At 65.0% G+C, this 17,307-nt stretch carries 17 protein-coding genes and 1 tRNA gene; 8 read left to right on the top strand and 10 right to left on the bottom strand.

Annotation, left to right across the window (positions count from 1 at the left end):
* Position 1 precedes the first annotated feature (1 nt).
* The gene (locus tag MRBLMC3_RS18020; protein WP_363739363.1) at positions 2-739 is read right to left on the bottom strand and encodes a Crp/Fnr family transcriptional regulator; all 738 of its coding nucleotides are present in this window, start codon (positions 737-739) and stop codon (positions 2-4) included.
* 204 nt (positions 740-943) lie between these two features.
* Between MRBLMC3_RS18020 and murA the strand changes: the two genes are divergently transcribed.
* On the top strand, positions 944-2,227 hold the full coding sequence (gene murA / locus MRBLMC3_RS18015; protein ID WP_363739365.1) for a UDP-N-acetylglucosamine 1-carboxyvinyltransferase: 1,284 nt from the start codon (positions 944-946) through the stop codon (positions 2,225-2,227).
* Positions 2,220-3,743, top strand: coding sequence for a sensor histidine kinase (locus tag MRBLMC3_RS18010; RefSeq protein WP_363831017.1), 1,524 nt, complete (start codon positions 2,220-2,222; stop codon positions 3,741-3,743). The genes murA and MRBLMC3_RS18010 overlap by 8 nt, the downstream gene beginning before the upstream one ends.
* On the opposite strand, the gene MRBLMC3_RS18005 is transcribed toward MRBLMC3_RS18010, so the two are convergent.
* From MRBLMC3_RS18005 to MRBLMC3_RS17995, 3 genes are all read right to left on the bottom strand, one after another.
* Positions 3,688-4,125: a response regulator gene (locus MRBLMC3_RS18005; RefSeq protein WP_363831015.1), complete on the bottom strand. Its 438-nt coding sequence runs from the start codon at positions 4,123-4,125 to the stop codon at positions 3,688-3,690. The two genes, MRBLMC3_RS18010 and MRBLMC3_RS18005, sit on opposite strands and share 56 nt — an antisense overlap.
* A gap of 72 nt (positions 4,126-4,197) precedes the next feature.
* Entirely contained in the window at positions 4,198-4,425 is a 228-nt protein-coding gene (locus MRBLMC3_RS18000; RefSeq protein ID WP_363831013.1) for a DUF2188 domain-containing protein, read from the bottom strand.
* 146 nt (positions 4,426-4,571) lie between these two features.
* Positions 4,572-5,189, bottom strand: coding sequence for a DNA-3-methyladenine glycosylase family protein (locus MRBLMC3_RS17995; RefSeq protein ID WP_363831012.1), 618 nt, complete (start codon positions 5,187-5,189; stop codon positions 4,572-4,574).
* 77 nt (positions 5,190-5,266) lie between these two features.
* Between MRBLMC3_RS17995 and MRBLMC3_RS17990 the strand changes: the two genes are divergently transcribed.
* Positions 5,267-5,584, top strand: coding sequence for a 2Fe-2S iron-sulfur cluster-binding protein (locus tag MRBLMC3_RS17990; protein ID WP_133653416.1), 318 nt, complete (start codon positions 5,267-5,269; stop codon positions 5,582-5,584).
* A gap of 130 nt (positions 5,585-5,714) precedes the next feature.
* On the opposite strand, the gene MRBLMC3_RS17985 is transcribed toward MRBLMC3_RS17990, so the two are convergent.
* Together MRBLMC3_RS17985 and rlmB are read right to left on the bottom strand one after the other, a co-directional pair.
* Complete coding sequence (locus MRBLMC3_RS17985) at positions 5,715-6,458, bottom strand: hypothetical protein (RefSeq protein WP_414714669.1); 744 nt, start codon at positions 6,456-6,458, stop codon at positions 5,715-5,717.
* 37 nt (positions 6,459-6,495) lie between these two features.
* On the bottom strand, positions 6,496-7,236 hold the full coding sequence (gene rlmB / locus MRBLMC3_RS17980) for a 23S rRNA (guanosine(2251)-2'-O)-methyltransferase RlmB (RefSeq protein ID WP_133653414.1): 741 nt from the start codon (positions 7,234-7,236) through the stop codon (positions 6,496-6,498).
* A 102-nt stretch (positions 7,237-7,338) separates the two neighbouring features.
* Between rlmB and MRBLMC3_RS17975 the strand changes: the two genes are divergently transcribed.
* Together MRBLMC3_RS17975 and MRBLMC3_RS17970 are read left to right on the top strand one after the other, a co-directional pair.
* A tRNA-Tyr gene (locus MRBLMC3_RS17975) sits at positions 7,339-7,425 on the top strand.
* Positions 7,426-7,557: 132 nt separating this feature from the next.
* Positions 7,558-9,825 carry a glycoside hydrolase family 3 N-terminal domain-containing protein gene (locus tag MRBLMC3_RS17970; RefSeq protein WP_363831009.1) on the top strand — a complete coding sequence of 756 codons (2,268 nt, stop codon included), beginning with the start codon at positions 7,558-7,560 and terminating at the stop codon, positions 9,823-9,825.
* Between the two features lie 90 nt (positions 9,826-9,915).
* Here the strand turns inward: MRBLMC3_RS17970 and MRBLMC3_RS17965 are convergent, their stop codons facing one another.
* The gene (locus MRBLMC3_RS17965; RefSeq protein ID WP_363831007.1) at positions 9,916-10,377 is read right to left on the bottom strand and encodes a glycine zipper 2TM domain-containing protein; all 462 of its coding nucleotides are present in this window, start codon (positions 10,375-10,377) and stop codon (positions 9,916-9,918) included.
* Between the two features lie 195 nt (positions 10,378-10,572).
* Between MRBLMC3_RS17965 and MRBLMC3_RS17960 the strand changes: the two genes are divergently transcribed.
* Positions 10,573-12,441, top strand: a complete 1,869-nt coding sequence (locus tag MRBLMC3_RS17960; RefSeq protein WP_363753111.1) for an ABC-F family ATP-binding cassette domain-containing protein — start codon at positions 10,573-10,575, stop codon at positions 12,439-12,441.
* Positions 12,442-12,485: 44 nt separating this feature from the next.
* On the opposite strand, the gene MRBLMC3_RS17955 is transcribed toward MRBLMC3_RS17960, so the two are convergent.
* On the bottom strand, positions 12,486-13,595 hold the full coding sequence (locus MRBLMC3_RS17955) for an AI-2E family transporter (RefSeq protein WP_363739557.1): 1,110 nt from the start codon (positions 13,593-13,595) through the stop codon (positions 12,486-12,488).
* 43 nt (positions 13,596-13,638) lie between these two features.
* A complete protein-coding gene (locus MRBLMC3_RS17950; protein WP_363831004.1) occupies positions 13,639-14,880 on the bottom strand; it encodes a cytochrome b/b6 domain-containing protein in 1,242 nt (413 codons plus the stop codon).
* 209 nt (positions 14,881-15,089) lie between these two features.
* Here MRBLMC3_RS17950 and MRBLMC3_RS17945 point away from each other — a divergent pair, with 209 nt between their 5' ends.
* A complete protein-coding gene (locus tag MRBLMC3_RS17945) occupies positions 15,090-15,527 on the top strand; it encodes an acyl-CoA thioesterase (protein ID WP_133653409.1) in 438 nt (145 codons plus the stop codon).
* A gap of 113 nt (positions 15,528-15,640) precedes the next feature.
* Here MRBLMC3_RS17945 and MRBLMC3_RS17940 read toward each other — a convergent pair whose 3' ends face one another.
* A complete protein-coding gene (locus MRBLMC3_RS17940) occupies positions 15,641-16,024 on the bottom strand; it encodes a DUF983 domain-containing protein (protein ID WP_363831001.1) in 384 nt (127 codons plus the stop codon).
* Positions 16,025-16,114: 90 nt separating this feature from the next.
* Between MRBLMC3_RS17940 and pabB the strand changes: the two genes are divergently transcribed.
* A complete protein-coding gene (gene pabB / locus MRBLMC3_RS17935; protein WP_363830999.1) occupies positions 16,115-17,290 on the top strand; it encodes an aminodeoxychorismate synthase component I in 1,176 nt (391 codons plus the stop codon).
* Positions 17,291-17,307: the final 17 nt, after the last annotated feature.

Below are 17,307 nucleotides of genomic sequence, written 5' to 3'. Positions count from 1 at the left end.
GTCAATCCAGGCCCGGCAGCCAATCCAGGTCCATATCCTTGTGCCGGTTGGTATAATGGCCGATTTCCTCCAGCCGCGCCATGTCGCGCAGGGTGATCCGTCCATTGGCCCGGCTGATCAGCCCTTCCTGTTCCATCTGCCGGATCATCCGGTTCACGTGGACGGAGGTGAGGCCGATCGCGTCCCCGATCTCCTCCTGCGTCAGCTTGAGGTCGAAGCTGTCAGTGATGCCATCGTCGGTCACCCGCAGGCGGTCGAATATGTCGAGCAGGAAGGATGCCACCCGCGCCTTGGCAGAGGTGCGTCCCAGGGAGGCGAGCCGGTCCGTCAGCGCGACCCGTTCCGCATTGGAAAGCAGGAACAGCAGCGCTGCGACGCGGGGATATTCCTCCAGCAGACGGCGCAGCGCGTGCTTGTCGAACGGGCAGATGATCGCATCGGACAGCGCAACCAGCGATTCCGGCGCCCGGCTGTAGATCGTGCTGGCCGATCCGATGAAATCGCCGGGGAAGTAGACGCGCAGGATCTGACGGCTTCCGTCGGGCAGGATCACGAAGCTCATCACCCGTCCTTCGCGCAGGACGAAGAGTTCGGTCACCATTTCGTTGACGCGTTGTATCATCGCGCCGCGCTTTACCTTGCGGGGATTCTCCTCCAGCCTTGTAAGTGCCTTTTTTTCTGCATCGGACAGGGCCACATGCTTCGCCAACCTGTCCGCGAAACAACTTGTTGCCACCAAAACACCTTTTTGCTTGCATTGTCGTTACGATGGCAAAACGCCCCACGCGTCTTTTGGCTGCATTTGCGCAAACTGCACTAAACTCGATCAATAATGGGCGGACGAACGCACAAATGTTTCAATTGTGCGCGGAAATATGTCCGGGAATGGACAGCCGCGCCGACCGCCTTGCGGAAACCGTAATTAACGTTAAGAACCCAGCCGATGGACCGCATTCACATCCGCGGCGGCAAAGCGCTGAACGGCCGCCTTCCCATTTCCGGCGCGAAGAACGCCGCGCTCACGCTGCTGCCCTGTGCGCTGCTGACCGACGAGCCGGTGACGCTGCGCAACCTGCCGCGGCTGGCGGATGTCGACAGCTTCGGCCATCTGTTGAACCAGCTTGGCGTGTCGACGATGATCGAGGGCGCCCGTCCCGAGGATTTCGGCCGCGTCATGACGCTGCGGGCCGGCCGCGTGACCTCGACCGAAGCGCCCTATGACATCGTGCGCAAGATGCGTGCATCGATCCTGGTGCTCGGCCCGCTGCTCGCGCGCGCGGGCGAGGCGCGGGTGTCCTTGCCCGGCGGCTGCGCCATCGGCAACCGCCCGATCGACCTGCACCTGAAGGCGCTGGAGGCGTTCGGCGCGATCATCGAGATCAACGCCGGCTATGTGCGCGCGAGTCTGCCCGACGGCGGCCTGCCGGGGGGCATCTACACCTTCCCGGTCGTGTCGGTCGGCGCGACGGAGAATGCGCTGATGGCTGCCGTGCTGGCCAAGGGTAGCTGCATCCTGGAAAATGCGGCGCGAGAACCGGAGATCGTTGATCTCTGCAACCTGCTGAACGCCATGGGCGCCGACATAGAGGGCGTGGGGACCGACAAGCTTATCATCCACGGCCGCGAACGGCTGCACGGCGCGACATACAGCGTCATGCCCGACCGGATCGAGGCGGGGAGCTATGCCTGCGCCGCGGCGATCACCGGCGGCTCGCTGGAACTGGCCGGGGCATGCGCCGATGACATGCACGCCATATTGGCCGCGCTGCGCGAGGCGGGTGTCCATGTCGAGGAGCTGAAGGATGGGATCAGGGTGTCGGCTGACGGCCGGCTGCGCCCACTGACCATTTCGACCGCGCCCTTCCCCGCATTTCCGACCGACATGCAGGCGCAGTTCATGGCGATGCTGACGCGCGCGGACGGCGCATCGGTGCTGACCGAGACGATCTTCGAGAACCGCTACATGCATGTTCCCGAACTGGCGCGCATGGGGGCCGACATCGGCGTCAACGGCCGCACCGCGGTCGTGCGCGGGGTCGACCGGCTGGTCGGCGCGCCGGTCATGGCGACGGACCTGCGCGCCTCGATGAGCCTGATCCTTGCCGGCCTTGCCGCCGAAGGGGAAACCCAGGTCCACCGCGTCTATCACCTGGACCGTGGCTATGAGCGGCTGGAGGAAAAGCTCTCTGCCGTTGGCGCGGACATCGAACGCGTCAGCGATGGTTGACGGGCGCGGGCTCGAGACCGATCGCGCGGCGCTGCTGGCGCGCTACGATCTCGATACCGGGGGCTTCGCCACGCTCGACCAGATTACCGCATTCGCCGCCGCGCTGTGTGATGCGCCCATCGCGCTTGTGAGCATCGTCGAGGATGATCGCCAGCGTTTTCTTGCCCGCACCGGGCTGGACGCGGAGGAAACGCCCCGCGACGTGTCCTTCTGCGCCCATGCCATGCAGGGTGAGGGGATATTCGTCGTCCCCGATGCCACGCAGAATCCCGGTTTTCGTGACAATGCCCTGGTCACGGGGCCGCCGTTCATCCGTTTCTATGCCGGTGCGCCGCTGATCGACAGCGAGGATGCGTCGCTGGGCGCGCTTTGCGTCATCGATGACAAGCCGCGGGACGACCTGACCGTCCTTCAGCGTCAGGGACTGTCTCTCCTGGCCCGGCAGGTCATGGTCGAGCTGGAGGGGCGCCGCCGCGACCGCGACGTGATCGCCCGGCAGCAACGGGATGCGCAGGCGGTGGCGGAAAGCGACCGTATGTTCCGCACGCTTGCCGACACCATGCCGCAGATGGTCTGGTCGACGCTGCCGGACGGTTATCACGACTATTACAATGCACGATGGTACGAGTTTACCGGCGTGCCGACGGGTTCGACCGATGGCGAGGGATGGAACGGCATGTTCCATCCTGACGATCAGGAACGCGCCTGGGGCCGCTGGCGCCGTTCGCTGGAGACCGGCGAACCCTATGAGATCGAATATCGGTTGCGCCATCACAGCGGCGATTATCGCTGGACGCTGGGGCGCGCGCTGCCGATCCGGGATGAGGATGGGGCGATCGTTCGCTGGATCGGAACCTGTACCGACATCAACGACCAGATCGCGATGGTGGAAGAACGGGAGATCATTGCCCATGAGCTCTCGCACCGGATCAAGAATATCTTTTCGGTGATTTCCGGGCTGATCGGCCTGTCGGCGCGCCAGCATCCGGAAATCCGCGCCGCGGCGGACGACCTGCGCGACCGCATCATGGCATTGGGCCGCGCCCATGATTTCGTCCGGCCCCATGGCCCGAATTCCCAGCCGGATCAGGGTGACGGCCGGCTGTGGGGCATATTGGAGCAGATCTTCACGCCTTATCGCGACGCGCTGGGACCGCGTATCCGCTGTATCGGCGACGATCCTGAAATCGACGACCGTTCCGCTACGCCGCTGGCGTTGCTGTTCCACGAACTGGCGACCAACGCCGCGAAATATGGCGCGCTTTCCGCACCCGGCGGGCAGGTGATGATCGAGGTGAAGGGTGAGGACGACCATATCCGCATCGATTGGCGCGAGGAGGGCGGACCGCCGCCCGCACCGGCCACCAGCGAGGGTTTTGGCAGCCGGCTGATGCAGTTGAGCGTGGAACGGCAACTGGGCGGGCGCATGACCCGGCAATGGCGGCCGGAAGGCTTGAGCCTCAGCCTCTGGATTCCAGCCCGGTCAATGAGCCGGGCAGCGGCAGGAAAGGGGTGAAGCCGGCGATTTCGGCGGCTTCCAGCTCAGGACTTTCGGCGGCGGCGAGGTGCAGCGTTTCGGCGATGCTGTGGGCGCGGAAAGGCTTGGTGATGACGCCGAGCGCAGCGGCTGAGGCGGTCCCGATCTGCGCCGGATTGGCCGTCACATAGATGACCCGGATGCCAAATTGGCTGGCCAGTTCTACGCCGATGCCCGGTCCCGTGGGGCCGTCGCGCAGGTTGAGATCGACCAGCGCGATGTCGCAATGGCGGGCAGCGTCCAATGCAGCCTGACGATCGGCCGCGATGGCGCCGACGGTAAAGCCCGCATCCTCCACGATGTGCTCGATTTCCAGGGCGACGAATATTTCGTCTTCTACGATCAGAACCTTTTTGCTCATCCCACAGTCCACGCAACCGGAGGCGTTAAATGCGCAGATCCGTCACAGGTTCCCGTGGGAGCGCAAAATTTTTCAGGCCTTGTCTGCCTCCACGCTGGTCCAGAGCGTCTCGAAGGCGGTGCCGCGCATCAGCAGGACCGAGGCGGGATAACCCGCGCCGCCAGCCTTTTGCGCGGTGGCGGTCGCATTTTCCACCGCCGCTTCCTGCGTCACGAAAGGGCCATAATAGCGATTGTCGAGATTGATCTTCCAGACGCCCTCATGTTCGAGGACGATGTAGCGGGCATGGGGCAGGGGCATCACATTATTCCCAAATTCGAGGTCTGAGGGTCGACGCATACCGGCGGGCAAAGCTCCAGGCCAAGGCCCGCACGGCGGCCCGTCCGCAGCAGGACAGGGGGCTGGCCTCCAGGTTCGGCCTGAACTGTGCTCCATCTCGACATGGTCTACAAAACCTCCGTATTATAATGGTGCCATGCCATGATGGCGGCCGCGCCGCGATGGGGGCGCCAGCGTTCGGCGACGTCGCGGGTCAGCTTCTCGCTGGGCCGCTGAGCGAGGCCCAATATCCGTCCGATCTCGATCTGCACCGCGAGGTCGCCCGCCGGCCAGACATCCGGCCGCCCTTCGGCGAACAGCAGGTAGATTTCGGCCGACCACCGCCCGATCCCCTTGACCTGCACCAGTTGCGCGATCGCTTCCTCATCATCCTGGGGCAGATTGTGCAGGTCGATTTCGCCGCTGACCACCAGTTCCGCCAGGCTTCGGGCATAGCCCTGCTTCTGCCGCGACAGGCCGCAGGCGCGCAACGTATCGAAATCACGGGCGAGAAGGGTGTCCGGCGCGCAGCCTGTGCCCAGTTCGGCTTCCAGCCGCCGCCAGACCGCCCCGGCCGCGGCAACGCTCACCTGCTGGCCGACGATGGTGCGCAGCAAGGTTTCATAACCTGGCTCGCGGACGCGGGGCGGCGGATAACCGACCCGGCCGATGGCCGCGGCGAAACCGGGTTCCATCGCAGCTATGATATCCAGGCTGTTCCGCAACGCTTCTGCCGTATTCACCATGATTTGTCGCCTGGCCCTTGATTTCCTGCTGCTCGTCCGACATGAGCGGCGGGAAAAAATTAGAGGGACTTGGGTACATGGCGAAACTGATCGTGGTCAACCGCGCGGGCGAAGAACAGACGGTGGAGGCGGACAGCGGCCTTTCCGTGATGGAGATCATCCGCGACAACGGATTTGACGAACTGTTGGCCCTCTGCGGTGGCTGCTGTTCCTGCGCGACGTGCCATGTCTTCGTCGACCCTGCCTTCACCGACAGCCTGCCTGCGATCAGCGAGGACGAGAACGACCTGCTCGACAGCTCCGATCATCGCAACGAGACGAGCCGCCTGTCCTGCCAGTTGCAGTTCAACGATTCGCTCGACGGTCTGCGCGTGACGATTGCGCCGGAAGATTGAATCCGGTCGCTGGTGACCAATCCCGAACATTCCCGTCCCGCATGCGGAAGGGCCGGGATTGGCGCGAGCGCGCGATGATCCGCGTCAGCCGATGAGACCTGTGCTGCGTTGAATCTGACGCAGCATGGCTTTACGGCCTGAACTTCAGGGTGGCCGCCGGTGCTTCGCTGGTCAGGGGCGTCACCTTCCAGACGATTCGTTTCCCTTGCGGCGTGTCCTGCGCGCCGTCTTCCTGGTTCTGGCTGACGATCTCTGCATTGGTGGTGAGGGTGAAGGTGCCGTCCAGCGCCTTGGCGGCATCGTCATTGCCCCCGCCCATCGGACCCTGGCTCTTGTCATAGCCATTGGAATAGCCCGGCGCTTTCACCCGCGCCCGGTCTTCCCCGCGCAACTCCACGACGACGAAGGGCAGCACGATCTGCGCATCGCTGTTGAAGGGGAACAGGAAGGCGTGGGTCAGCCGGCCGCTGATCGCATAGTCGATCTCGAACCGGTGATTGCCCATGTAGCGGGCCGACCGGAATCCCTTTTCCTTCAGCAGCGCTGCGGCGATCGCCTGCATCTGCTGCTCGTCATTCTTGTCGTCCTTGACGTCGAAGCGCTCTTCCGTCTTGCCCTGCGTCTTGGACTGGAGCGCCGTATGCAGGCTGCTCTGCTGGTCCTTCGGCGGTGCGCCGTCGATCGGATCGTCATTGCCGGGCATCGAACCCAGGCCCTTGCCCATGTCCGATGCCAGGATCTCGCCCTTGTAGGTGAAGCTGAAGCTCCGGTCCGCCCGGATATCCAGCGTGGAGTCGAACTTGCCCGGCGTCACCAGGCAGGCCGAGAGCAGCAGACTGGCCGCCAGCACAACGGCCGAGCGCAGAAAAATCATCACGATCGAAACCCCTGTCGTCCGTGGCCCCGGGCCGCTACCGGCTGGCAGCGGCATAAAGGGCGATCGCCGCGGCATTGGAGACGTTCAGGCTCTCCATGCGCGGGCTGATCGGCAGCTTAGCCAAAATGTCGCAATGCGCCATGCTGTTGTGGCGCAGCCCTTCACCCTCGGCCCCCAGCACCAGCGCGACGCGGGACGTGCCGATCGCCTCGCCCAGTGTCTGTTCCGCCGTGCCGTCCAGCCCGATGCGCCAAAAGCCCGCTTCCGCGATTTCATCGAGGGCGCGGGCAAGGTTCACGACCCGCACCCAGGGCACGATTTCCAGCGCGCCGGATGCCGAGCGCGCCAGCACGCCCGATTCGGGCGGAGCATGGCGGTCCTGCGTGACGATGCAGAGCGCGTCGAACGCGGCGGCGGAGCGCAGGATCGCGCCGACATTGTGCGGGTCGGTCACCTGGTCCAGCACCAGCACGGGACGATGATCGTCCCGCCCGGCCTCCAGCGCGTCGCCCAGCCAGACATCGTCCAGCGGCTCTACCTCCGCCACGATCCCCTGATGCGGCGCGTCGGACGGCACCATGCGGCCCAGATCCGCCCCGTCGGCATAGACGATGGGCAGGACCGGCGGCAGGTCGAGCGCGTTCAGCGCCTCCCGCGTGCCCCAGATCTTGCGCACCACCCTGTCCGGATTGGCGAGCGCGGCGATGACGGCATGCCGTCCATAGAAGCGGGGAAAGGTCCCTTTGGCCTTTCCGGTGCGATTTCCTCTTTTCATGGAAGCGCTCTTTTCACATTGGACCATTGACAGGCAAGTCTCCTTTCGCCATTGGAGCGCCCTCCAGCCGATCGGGGCTTCTCCGAATATGGTTAGGCGACTGGACAGGTGGCCGAGTGGTTAAAGGCAGCAGACTGTAAATCTGCCCGGGTTTCCCGTACGCTGGTTCGAATCCAGCCCTGTCCACCATCGCCCCGCCATCTTGCGTCCCCGGCTGAACTGATCGGCCCTGAGGCTCGGTCCATCCCTCCGCCGGTTGCTTTCTTTCATGCGTTGACGGGATAGGTGCGGTTCATCCGGAATCAGTTACGCTCCCCCTTGATGACCCCGATCCCTCCCGTAGCCCGCCGGGCCGTCCTGACCGCCGCCCTTGCCGGCTTCCTGACGCTTCCGCTGCCCCGTCGCGCGCTTGCCGCGACGGAGGTCGAGCGTGTGGACGATCTGATCGCGCGCATGACCATCGAGGAGAAGGCGGGACAGATGACCTGTCTGGCCGACAGTTTCCGTCCCTATAACCCGCCCAATCCGCAGACCGGCATCCAGAATGAAAGGCAGCTTGCCGAGGAGATCCGCAAGGGGCGTGTGGGATGCCTGTTCAACGGCATAGGCGTGGCGGGCGCGCGCCGCGCGCAGGAGATCGCCGTCAGGCAGAGCCGCCTTGGCATTCCCCTGCTGTTCGCGGGCGACGTGATCCATGGGCTCAAGACGATCTTCCCGGTGACGCTCGCCGAAACGGCCAGTTTTGATCCTTCGCTGGCGGAGCACACGGCGCGCGCAATGGCGGTCGAGGCCACGGCGGCCGGTCTGCACCTGACCTTTGCGCCCATGGTCGACGTCGCCCGCGACCAGCGCTGGGGGCGTGTGGTCGAGGGCGCCGGGGAGGATGTCTATCTGGGCGGGCTGTTCGCCGCCGCCCGCGTGCGCGGCTTCCAGGGGCGTGACCTGCGCCGCGACGACAGCCTGCTTGCCTGCCCCAAGCATTTCGCCGCCTATGGCGCGGTCGCCGGGGGCCTGGAATATGGCAGCGTCGACATCAGTGACGAGACGCTGCGCGAAACCCATCTTCCGCCCTTTGGCGCGGCCTTCGCGGCGGGCGCGCTCACCACCATGGCGGCGTTCAGCGAGATCAACGGCGTGCCGGCGACGGCCGACCGTGACCTGCTGACCGACATGCTGCGCGGGGAGATGAAGTTTCGCGGCTTCGTCTTTTCCGACTATACGGCGGATGAGGAACTGATCGCCCATGGCTATGCCGAGGATGAGCGCGATGCCACCCGCCTCGCCATCCTGGCCGGGGTGGACATGTCTATGCAGAGCGGCCTTTATATCCGCCATATCCCCGATCTGGTGAAAAGCGGCGCCGTGCCGATGGAGACGGTGGACGTCGCGGTCCGGCGCATCCTTTATGTGAAGACGGCCATCGGGCTGTTCGACAATCCCTGGCGTTCCCTGAACGAGGAAGCGGAAAGGAGTCGTATCTTCACGCCCGGCCATCGTGCCCTGGCGCGCGAAGCAGCCGCGCGTTCGGTCGTGCTGCTGCAGAATAACGGCGTCCTGCCGCTCGATCCGGCCAAGGCGCAGACCATCGCGCTCATCGGTCCCTTCGGCGAGGACAGGGAGAATGTCTACGGCCCCTGGGCCTTTTACGGCGACAAGGGAAAGGGCGTCGACATCGCCACCGGCCTGCGCGCCGCCATGCCCGATCCCGGCCGATTGCTGATCGCCCCGGGCAGCGGCATATTGACGCCCATTGACGGCGGGGTGGCGAAGGCGGTGGAGACCGCCAGGGCCGCCGATGTCGTCATCCTCGCCATAGGGGAATCGCAGGACATGTCGGGCGAGGCGCAATCCCGCACCGCCATCGAGATTCCGGTCGTGCAGCAGGCGCTGGCCGATGCGGTGGCCGGTACGGGAAAGCCGGTCATCGTCCTCCTTCGCCACGGCCGGGCGCTGGCGCTGCATGACGGCGTCGCCAATGCGCAGGCGATCCTTGCGACCTGGTTCCTGGGGTCGGAGTCCGGCCATGCCATAGCGGACATCCTGTTCGGCAAGGAGAATCCCTCTGCCAAGCTGCCGGTCAGCTTTCCCTGGGAATCGGGGCAGGAGCCCTTTTTCTACGACCGCAAGTCGACCGGGCGCCCGGTGATCGACAATCGCACCGAATATCGATCGCGCTATGCCACGACCGACAACAGCGCGCGCTATCCCTTCGGGCACGGGCTTGGCTATAGCGAGTTCGTGCTGGAGGACCTCAAGCTTTCGGACATGGCGCTGCGCTGGGACCGGGCGATTGAGGTGACCGCCCGCCTCACCAACAAGGGGGGGCGCAAGGGCAGCGAGGTGGTGCAGCTCTACATTCGCGACCGCGTCGCCAGCCGCACCCGCCCGATCCGCGAACTGAAACGCATCGCGCGCGTGACGCTGGACCCCGGCGAGAGCAGGACGGTTCGATTCTCCCTGTCCCGCGTCGACCTGCAATTTGTCGGCGCGGGCAACCGGATCATTGCGGAGCCGGGCGCTTTCGACCTGTGGGTCGGGCAGTCGTCGATCAATGGCCTGCACGCCCAGTTCACGCTCTATGCCGCATAGCGCGCAGAGGAAAATCCTCCCCACGGATACCGTGGGGAGGATTTCACGTCGTCGTCCATATGCGCCCAGGGCGCGTTTCAGAAACGTCGATTAGCGGCAATCATTCTGTTCGATGGCGCGCCCGGCCAGCGCTCCGGCGCCCGCACCCAGGATCAGCCCGGTGGTGCTCGGCCGGTCCCAGCGCCCGCCGCGGCCGATCTCCCGGCCAAGAAGCCCGCCCAGCACGCCGCCGATCACCGTGCCGGTCGTTCCCGACGAGCAGCGGGCATAGCGCGGCCTGGCATGGTAGACGCGGGGGCCGCTGTCATAACCCTCGCGATAATAGCTGTCGCGATAATGGACGGGGGCACGGTCATATTCGCGATAGTCGCGGTCATAGCCGCCGCGATAGCCGTCATCCTCCCGATAGGTTTCGCTGCGATAATAGCTGCCGTCGTCGCCGTCATAGCGCTCGCTATAATGATAATTGCTCTGCGCCATCGCCGGTGAAGCGGCAATGCCGGCCAAGGCGGCACCGGCCATCGATAGTGACAGGATCATGGTCTTCAGCATGGCAACCTCGCAAAAATTCCCGTGGCGGGATCTGACAAGGACGCTTTTGCACCCGTGCGGCTTGCGCCATGCTGAATATGGCTGTCGACAATCGTTCAGAAACATTGCCGGAAACATCACCTCGCCGCCTTCTCCTTTCGGCCGGCCGTTTTCCGACCGCTGACAATCGCGATCGGCTCTGCTAGGGGGCCGGCCATGCTGAATCTCAGGGACATCACCGTGCGCCTCGGTGGACGCACCATCCTCGATCGCGCCAGTGCCGCGCTGCCGCCGCGCAGCCGCGTCGGGTTGATCGGCCGCAACGGCGCGGGCAAGTCGACGCTTATGAAGGTGATGATCGGCCAGCTCGACCCGGACGGGGGGGCATGCGAGATGCCCCGCGACACGCGCCTTGGCTATATCGCGCAGGAGGCCCCCTCCGGCACGGCCACCCCCTTCGACACGGTGCTGGCCGCCGACAGTGAGCGCGCCGCGCTGATGGCGGAGGCGGAACATACCGAAGATCCCGACCGCCTGGGCCATATCTATGAGCGGCTGAACGCCATCGACGCCTATACCGCGCCAGCGCGCGCCGCCCGCATCCTTGTCGGCCTTGGCTTTGACGAGGAGATGCAGGGGCGTCCGCTCGACAGCTATTCGGGTGGCTGGAAGATGCGCGTGGCGCTTGCCTCGCTGCTCTTCTCCAACCCCGAACTGCTCCTGCTCGACGAGCCGTCGAACCATCTCGACCTGGAAGCGACACTGTGGCTGGAGAATTTCCTCAAAGGCTATCGCGGCACCGTGGTCGTGATCAGCCATGAGCGCGACCTGCTCAACAATGTGGTCGACTATATCCTCCATCTGGAAGGGGGAAAGATCACCCTCTATCCCGGCGGCTACGACGCATTCGAGCGCCAGCGCGCCGAACGCCTGGCCCAGCAGGAGGCTGCCCGCGCCAAGCAGCAGGCCGAGCGCGAGAAATTGCAGGACTATGTCGCCCGCAACTCCGCCCGCGCGTCGACCGCGAAACAGGCGCAGTCCCGCGCCAAGGCGCTGGCGAAGATGCAGCCCATCGCCGCCGCGATCGAAGACCCGACGCTGCATTTCGGTTTCCCCAACCCGCCCGAACTGCGCCCGCCGCTCATCACCATGGACATGGCGGCGGTGGGCTATGACGACACGCCGGTGCTGCGCCGGGTCAATCTGCGCATCGATCCCGACGACCGGCTGGCGCTGCTGGGACGGAACGGCAATGGCAAGACCACGCTCGCCCGGTTGATCGCCGCGCAACTGAAGCCGATGGAAGGCGCGATGAACGCCTCTGCCAAGATGCAGGTCGGCTATTTCACCCAATATCAGGTGGAGGAACTGGACGTCACCGACACGCCGCTTGAACATATGAGCCGGGTGATGAAGGGGGCCACGCCTGCCGCCGTACGTGCGCAGCTCGGCCGCTTCGGCTTTTCCGGCGAGCGCGCGACGCAGAAGGTCGGCTCCATGTCGGGCGGGGAGAGGGCGCGGCTGGCGCTGGCGCTCATCACCCGTGACGCGCCGCATCTGCTGATTCTCGATGAACCGACCAACCACCTCGACGTCGACAGTCGCGAGGCGCTGGTGCAGGCGCTGAACGACTATTCGGGCGCGGTGGTGATCGTATCGCACGACCGCCACATGATCGAGTTGGTGGCGGATCGCCTCGTGCTGGTCGACAATGGCACGGCCCAGCCGTTCGACGGCAGCCTGGAGGATTATACCGACATCATCCTGCGCAAGGCGGATGGGAATGGGAGCGGCGGAGACGCGCCCAAGGTGGACCGCAAGGCGGAAAAGCGCAACGCCGCAGAATGGCGCGAAAGGCAGAAGACGGCGAAGAACGCCGTTGCCAAAGCGGAAAAGGAAATGGCGACGCTGGCGGCCGAGCGCAGCCGCATCGACAAGGCGCTGTTCGACCCCAAGTCCGCCACCGGCGTCGAGGCGAAGATGACCATGACGCAACTGATGGTGAAGCGTTCCGAGGTCGAGAAGAAGCTGGAAGCCGCGGAAGAAGTCTGGATGGAAGCCAGCGCGGCGCTGGAGGAATTGTAGACGCCCGGTTCCGGTCGTGCTCCTGCGCAGGAACGCGTCGTGCTTCAGCCGCCCGGCGCTTCTTCCGTCAGCGGCCCTTCCAGCCCGTCGGCGCCGGTCCGCATCTTCGTCACGATATTCCACGTCGCGATGAACAGGGCCGCGATCACCGGCCCGATGACGATGCCGTTGAACCCGAACAGGTCGATCCCGCCTAGCGTGGTGATCAGCACCACATAATCGGGAATCCGCGTATCCCGGCCGACCAGGATCGGGCGCAGGATATTGTCGACCATGCCGATCACGAACATGCCGCAAAAGACGAGGATCAATCCCTTCACCACCGCTCCGGTCACGAAGAGATAAATGGCGACCGGCACCCAGATCAGCCCGGTTCCCACCGCGGGAATCAGCGAGAACGCACCCATCAATACGCCCCACAGCAGCGCGCCCGGCAGGCCCAGCGCCCAGAAGATGATTCCGCCGATCAGTCCCTGTACGATGGCGACGACGATGCTGCCCTTGATCGTGGCGCGGGTGACGAGGACGAACTGCGCCATCAGCGCGCGGCGATAGGCGATCCGCATCGGCGCTGCCCTGTCCACCATTGCCGACAGCCGTGGTCCATCGCGCAGGAGGAAGAAGGTGAGGTACAGCATCACGCCCAGCGCCATCAGGAAGCTGAAAGCGCTTTGCCCGATCTGCAGCGCCTGCGTGGCGACCGTGCGGAAGCTTGACGAGATGCCGGCGCTCAGCATCTCGCGCGCGGCGGCGAAATTGGTGATGCCCAGCCGGTTGAGAAAGACCGCGGCCCAACGGGGCAGGCTGGCCTGGAACTGCGCGAACATCCGCGCGAAGTTGATCTCTCCGCTTTGCACCTTGGCGTAGAAGAGGGTCGCTTCCTGCACCAGCGCCATGGTCAGGATGATGGCGGGCACGATCACGAGCGCGATGATCAGAAGCAGCGTCAGCGCCGCCGCGCTGTTCCGGTGCCGCGGCATCATGCCGATCAGGCCCTGGTTGACCGGCGCGAACAGGATGGCGGCGATCACGCCCCACAATATGGCCGCGAAAAAGGGTTCGATCACCAGCGCGAAGGCGATCGAGACAATGAGGACGAAGCCGAGGAAGACCCCATCCTCTATTCGCGTGGCTGGTGGCTCTTTGCTGTCCATCATGCTGCTTTGGCAGAAGTCCCGATGCAAATCTATCCGCGGATCATTCCGCCTTCGCACTGAAGGCGAAGCTGACCGACACCTTGGGGTCCAGACCGCTGCTGCTGGCGCCATTGCCGACGTCGAAGGCGGCGCGGGCTATGGTGGCCGATCCCGCAACCTTCCGCGCCTTTCCGGTGCCGGAGAGGGTGAAGCGGATGCTCTGCGGCTTGCTCACGCCCTTGAGGTTCAGGGTGCCAGAGGCGCGATAGCTGTTGGCGCCGGTCTTCTGTGCGCCCCGTGCGGTGAAGATGGCCTTGGGATGCGCCGCCACGCCGAAGAATTCGTCCCCCGCCAGCATGCCGTCCTGATAGTTGTCGCCGACGCTGGCGCTCGCCAGGTCGATTTCCACGCGAATGTCGGCGCCGTCCGGATGATCCGGGTCCATCACGATCTTCGCCGTCCATTTGGAAAAGCCGCCGCTGATCGTCGCACCGCTGTTGCCGACGGAAAAGCCGATGGTCCCGCCCGGCTGCACCGTCCAGGACGGCGGCGGCCCAACGGGTTCTTCAACCGCTGCGGCATTGTCGGCTTCGGCCGGTGCCGCGGCGTTGGCGGTGTTGTCGGCGACCTGCGCTGCACTGGCGGGCGCCTCTTCCTCCACTGCCCCCACTGCCTCCGGCTTGGCCGGGGAGGCCGCCGCCTTTGGAGCGGGCTCCGGCAGAATGGCGCGTCCCAGGACGAACCCCAATGCGATCAGCGCGGGCAAGGCAAAGAGCAACAGCGGCGAACGCGCCGGCATCATCCGCCAGAGCAACCCGTCGCGCATCAGCACATGATGCCGCAGCGCGCCCGCGACATGCAGCGCGAACAGCGCGATGCCGAGCCAGGCGATCAACCCGTGGCCGCCCTCCGCCAGTTCATGCGTGCTCATGGGCAGGGGCAAATGGGGCAGGGGGACGATGCCGAAGATCAGGGTCGGCACCTTGACCTTCGCGGTCGACACCAGCGCCCAGCCGGTCAGCGGCGCGCCCAGCATGAACAGATAGAGGCCCGCATGCACCGCCTTGGCCAGAGCGCCCTGCCAGCCGCCCTCGACCGGGGCAGGACGCGGTTTCCAATAGCGTATGGCGATGCGGGCGAAGGTCAGCAGCAGGATCGAGATGCCGATCGACTTGTGCCATTGAAACAGTGCAAAGCCGCGGGCGCCAAGATCTTCCAGTGCCCATCCGACGGCGATCTGGAACGCCAGCAGGGCGGCGATTGCCCAATGCAGGAAAATGGCCAGCCGACTATAGCGTTGCATCAAGACTCCCATGCGCGACAAATCAGCCGGAAGCTATGCGGCGCCCGCGGCGAAGTCCATCGCCGTGACCGGAAACAATCCGTTACCGTCATGGGCCGATGATCCCCGCGCCTGTGTCATAAAGGTCGCAGTCCGATCAATTTCGACCCGGCGATTGCATCCCCGTCATCAGGGACTAAGACCAGAAAAAAACATAGGACAAGCAGGACATGGCCAAACCCGAATCCTGGCGGCTCCGCCCGGAAGCTTATCGTTTCGTCACCAGCATCGATACCCGCTTCCAGGACATCGATACCATGGGTCACATCAACAATGTGGCCATATCGGGCATTTTCGAAACGGCCCGCATTAGGTTCCACCATCATCTGGGCCGTCATCCGCAGGAACAGGGGGTGCGCTGGCTGGTCGCGAACGTGAACCTCAATTTCGTCGAGGAAGCCCATTTCCCCTATCCGTTCGAAGTGCACTGCGCGATCGGCCATATCGGTCGCACCAGCTGGACGATCAGTTCCGCCGGTTTTCAAAAAGGGGTGTGCGTCGCCACCGCCGACACCACCGTCGTCACCCATGGGTCGGAGGGACGTCGCACCATCGATGAAACCCTGCGCGAGGCCATGGAACGCAACTTCATCATCCGCCAGGATTGAAGGCCCTGCCCTTAGAGCGGGTTTCGATCTGATTGAATCAGATCGCCGCTCCGGTTTCCTTGTTTTCCGCGATTTCTTAACCAGCGATCGGTTCCGATCGCTTGGAAATCGCTCTAGCGGAAACCGTCCATGCGGCGGCTCCACTGGAAGGTGATGACCGCCGCCTTGGCCGGCTGGATCATCGCCAGTGCAAGCAGGATCGCCAAGCCGGGCCATAGCCCAGCCTGCACGCCCAGTGGAATGTCCAGAACCGCGTTCACCTCTATCATCAGCGGCACGAGCAGGTGGCCCAGCAGCAAGATGACGATATAGGCGGGGAAATCGTCCGCCCGCGAGGTGTCCCATGCCTGCCCGCAATGGCGGCAGGCGCCGCTGGGCTTCAGAAAGCGCGCGAACATCCGGCCTTCGCCGCAGGCGGGGCAACGTCCCCTCAGCGCCAGCGCCAGCGCCGGCCGCAGCGGCCGTGCCGCATCGTCATGGGGTGGTCCTTCGGGCATCGCATTCCCCTATGACCAAAGCGCGCGCCACGCAACATGTCGGCGCCCGGTTAAAGCTTCCGCCCCGCGCAAAGCCTGTTAAGAAGCGCCATGCGCCTTCCGGGACCGACCGAAACCTTTGTCCTGTTCGACGACGCCCGCCCGCGGGCTCCCGCCCCTGCGCGCCTCTATCGCGATCCGGTGTCGGTGATCGTCGCCCATCAATTGGCGGAGGTGCAGCCGGCGCTCGACCGGCTGGCCGAAGCGGCGGAGGCCGGGCTGCACGCGGCCGGGTTCATCGCCTATGAAGCCGGGCTCGCTCTGGAGGAGCGCCTCCGTCCGCTGGCGGAGCGGCATCGGCAGGACCAGCCGAAGACGCCGCTGATCTGGTTCGGCCTGTTCGAAGGGGTGCGCCTGATCGACCCGGCCGCCATGCCGGGCCTGTTGCCGGACCCGGCGGGCGCCAGGGTCGATCATGTCCGGCCGCTGATCGACGAGGCGGCCTATCGCGCGGCCTTTGCCCAGGTTTGTGACTATATCCGCGCCGGCGACATCTATCAGGTCAATCTGACCTTTCCCTGCGCGGCGCATTTCAAGGGCGATCCCATGGCGCTCTATGCCGCCATCCGTCCGCGCCAGCAGGCGGGCTATGGCGGCGTGCTCAGCACCGGGGAGCATAGCATCCTCTCCTTTTCCCCCGAGCTTTTCTTCACCCATGTCCGCGGTCAGTTGACGGCGCGGCCGATGAAGGGCACCGCCCCCCGCGATCCCGACCTCGCCAGCGATGCCGAACTCGTCCAATGGCTGGAGCGGGACGCCAAGCAGCGCGCCGAAAATCTGATGATCGTCGACCTGCTGCGCAATGATCTGTCCCGCGTTTCCAGCGCCGGCACGGTGACCGTGCCCGACCTGTTCAAGGTGGAGACCTATCCGACCGTCCACCAGATGGTGTCCACGGTCCGTGCCCGTCTGCTGCCCGGCCTGACGCCCGTCGATGTGTTGCGCGTCCTGTTCCCTTGCGGATCGATCACCGGCGCGCCCAAGGTCCGGGCGATGGAGATCATCGATGCGGTGGAGGCCGTCCCGCGCGGCGTCTATACCGGCTCCATGGGTTGGATCGATCCGGCGGGCGATGCCGCGTTCAATGTTGCCATCCGCACCATTTGCGTCGAAGAAGGCAGCAAGGAGGGTCGTCTGGGCCTGGGATCGGGCATTGTCGCGGATTCGGACGTCGCGTCCGAATGGGCGGAATGCCTGGCCAAGGGGCGCTTCCTCGCACCAGCCTGATTCATCGGCGCGATCAG

Source organism: Sphingobium sp. LMC3-1-1.1, assembly GCF_040676285.1.
Lineage (GTDB): Bacteria > Pseudomonadota > Alphaproteobacteria > Sphingomonadales > Sphingomonadaceae > Sphingobium.
Note: the sequence above shows the minus strand (reverse complement) of the source record. Positions and strands in the feature narration are given on the sequence as shown.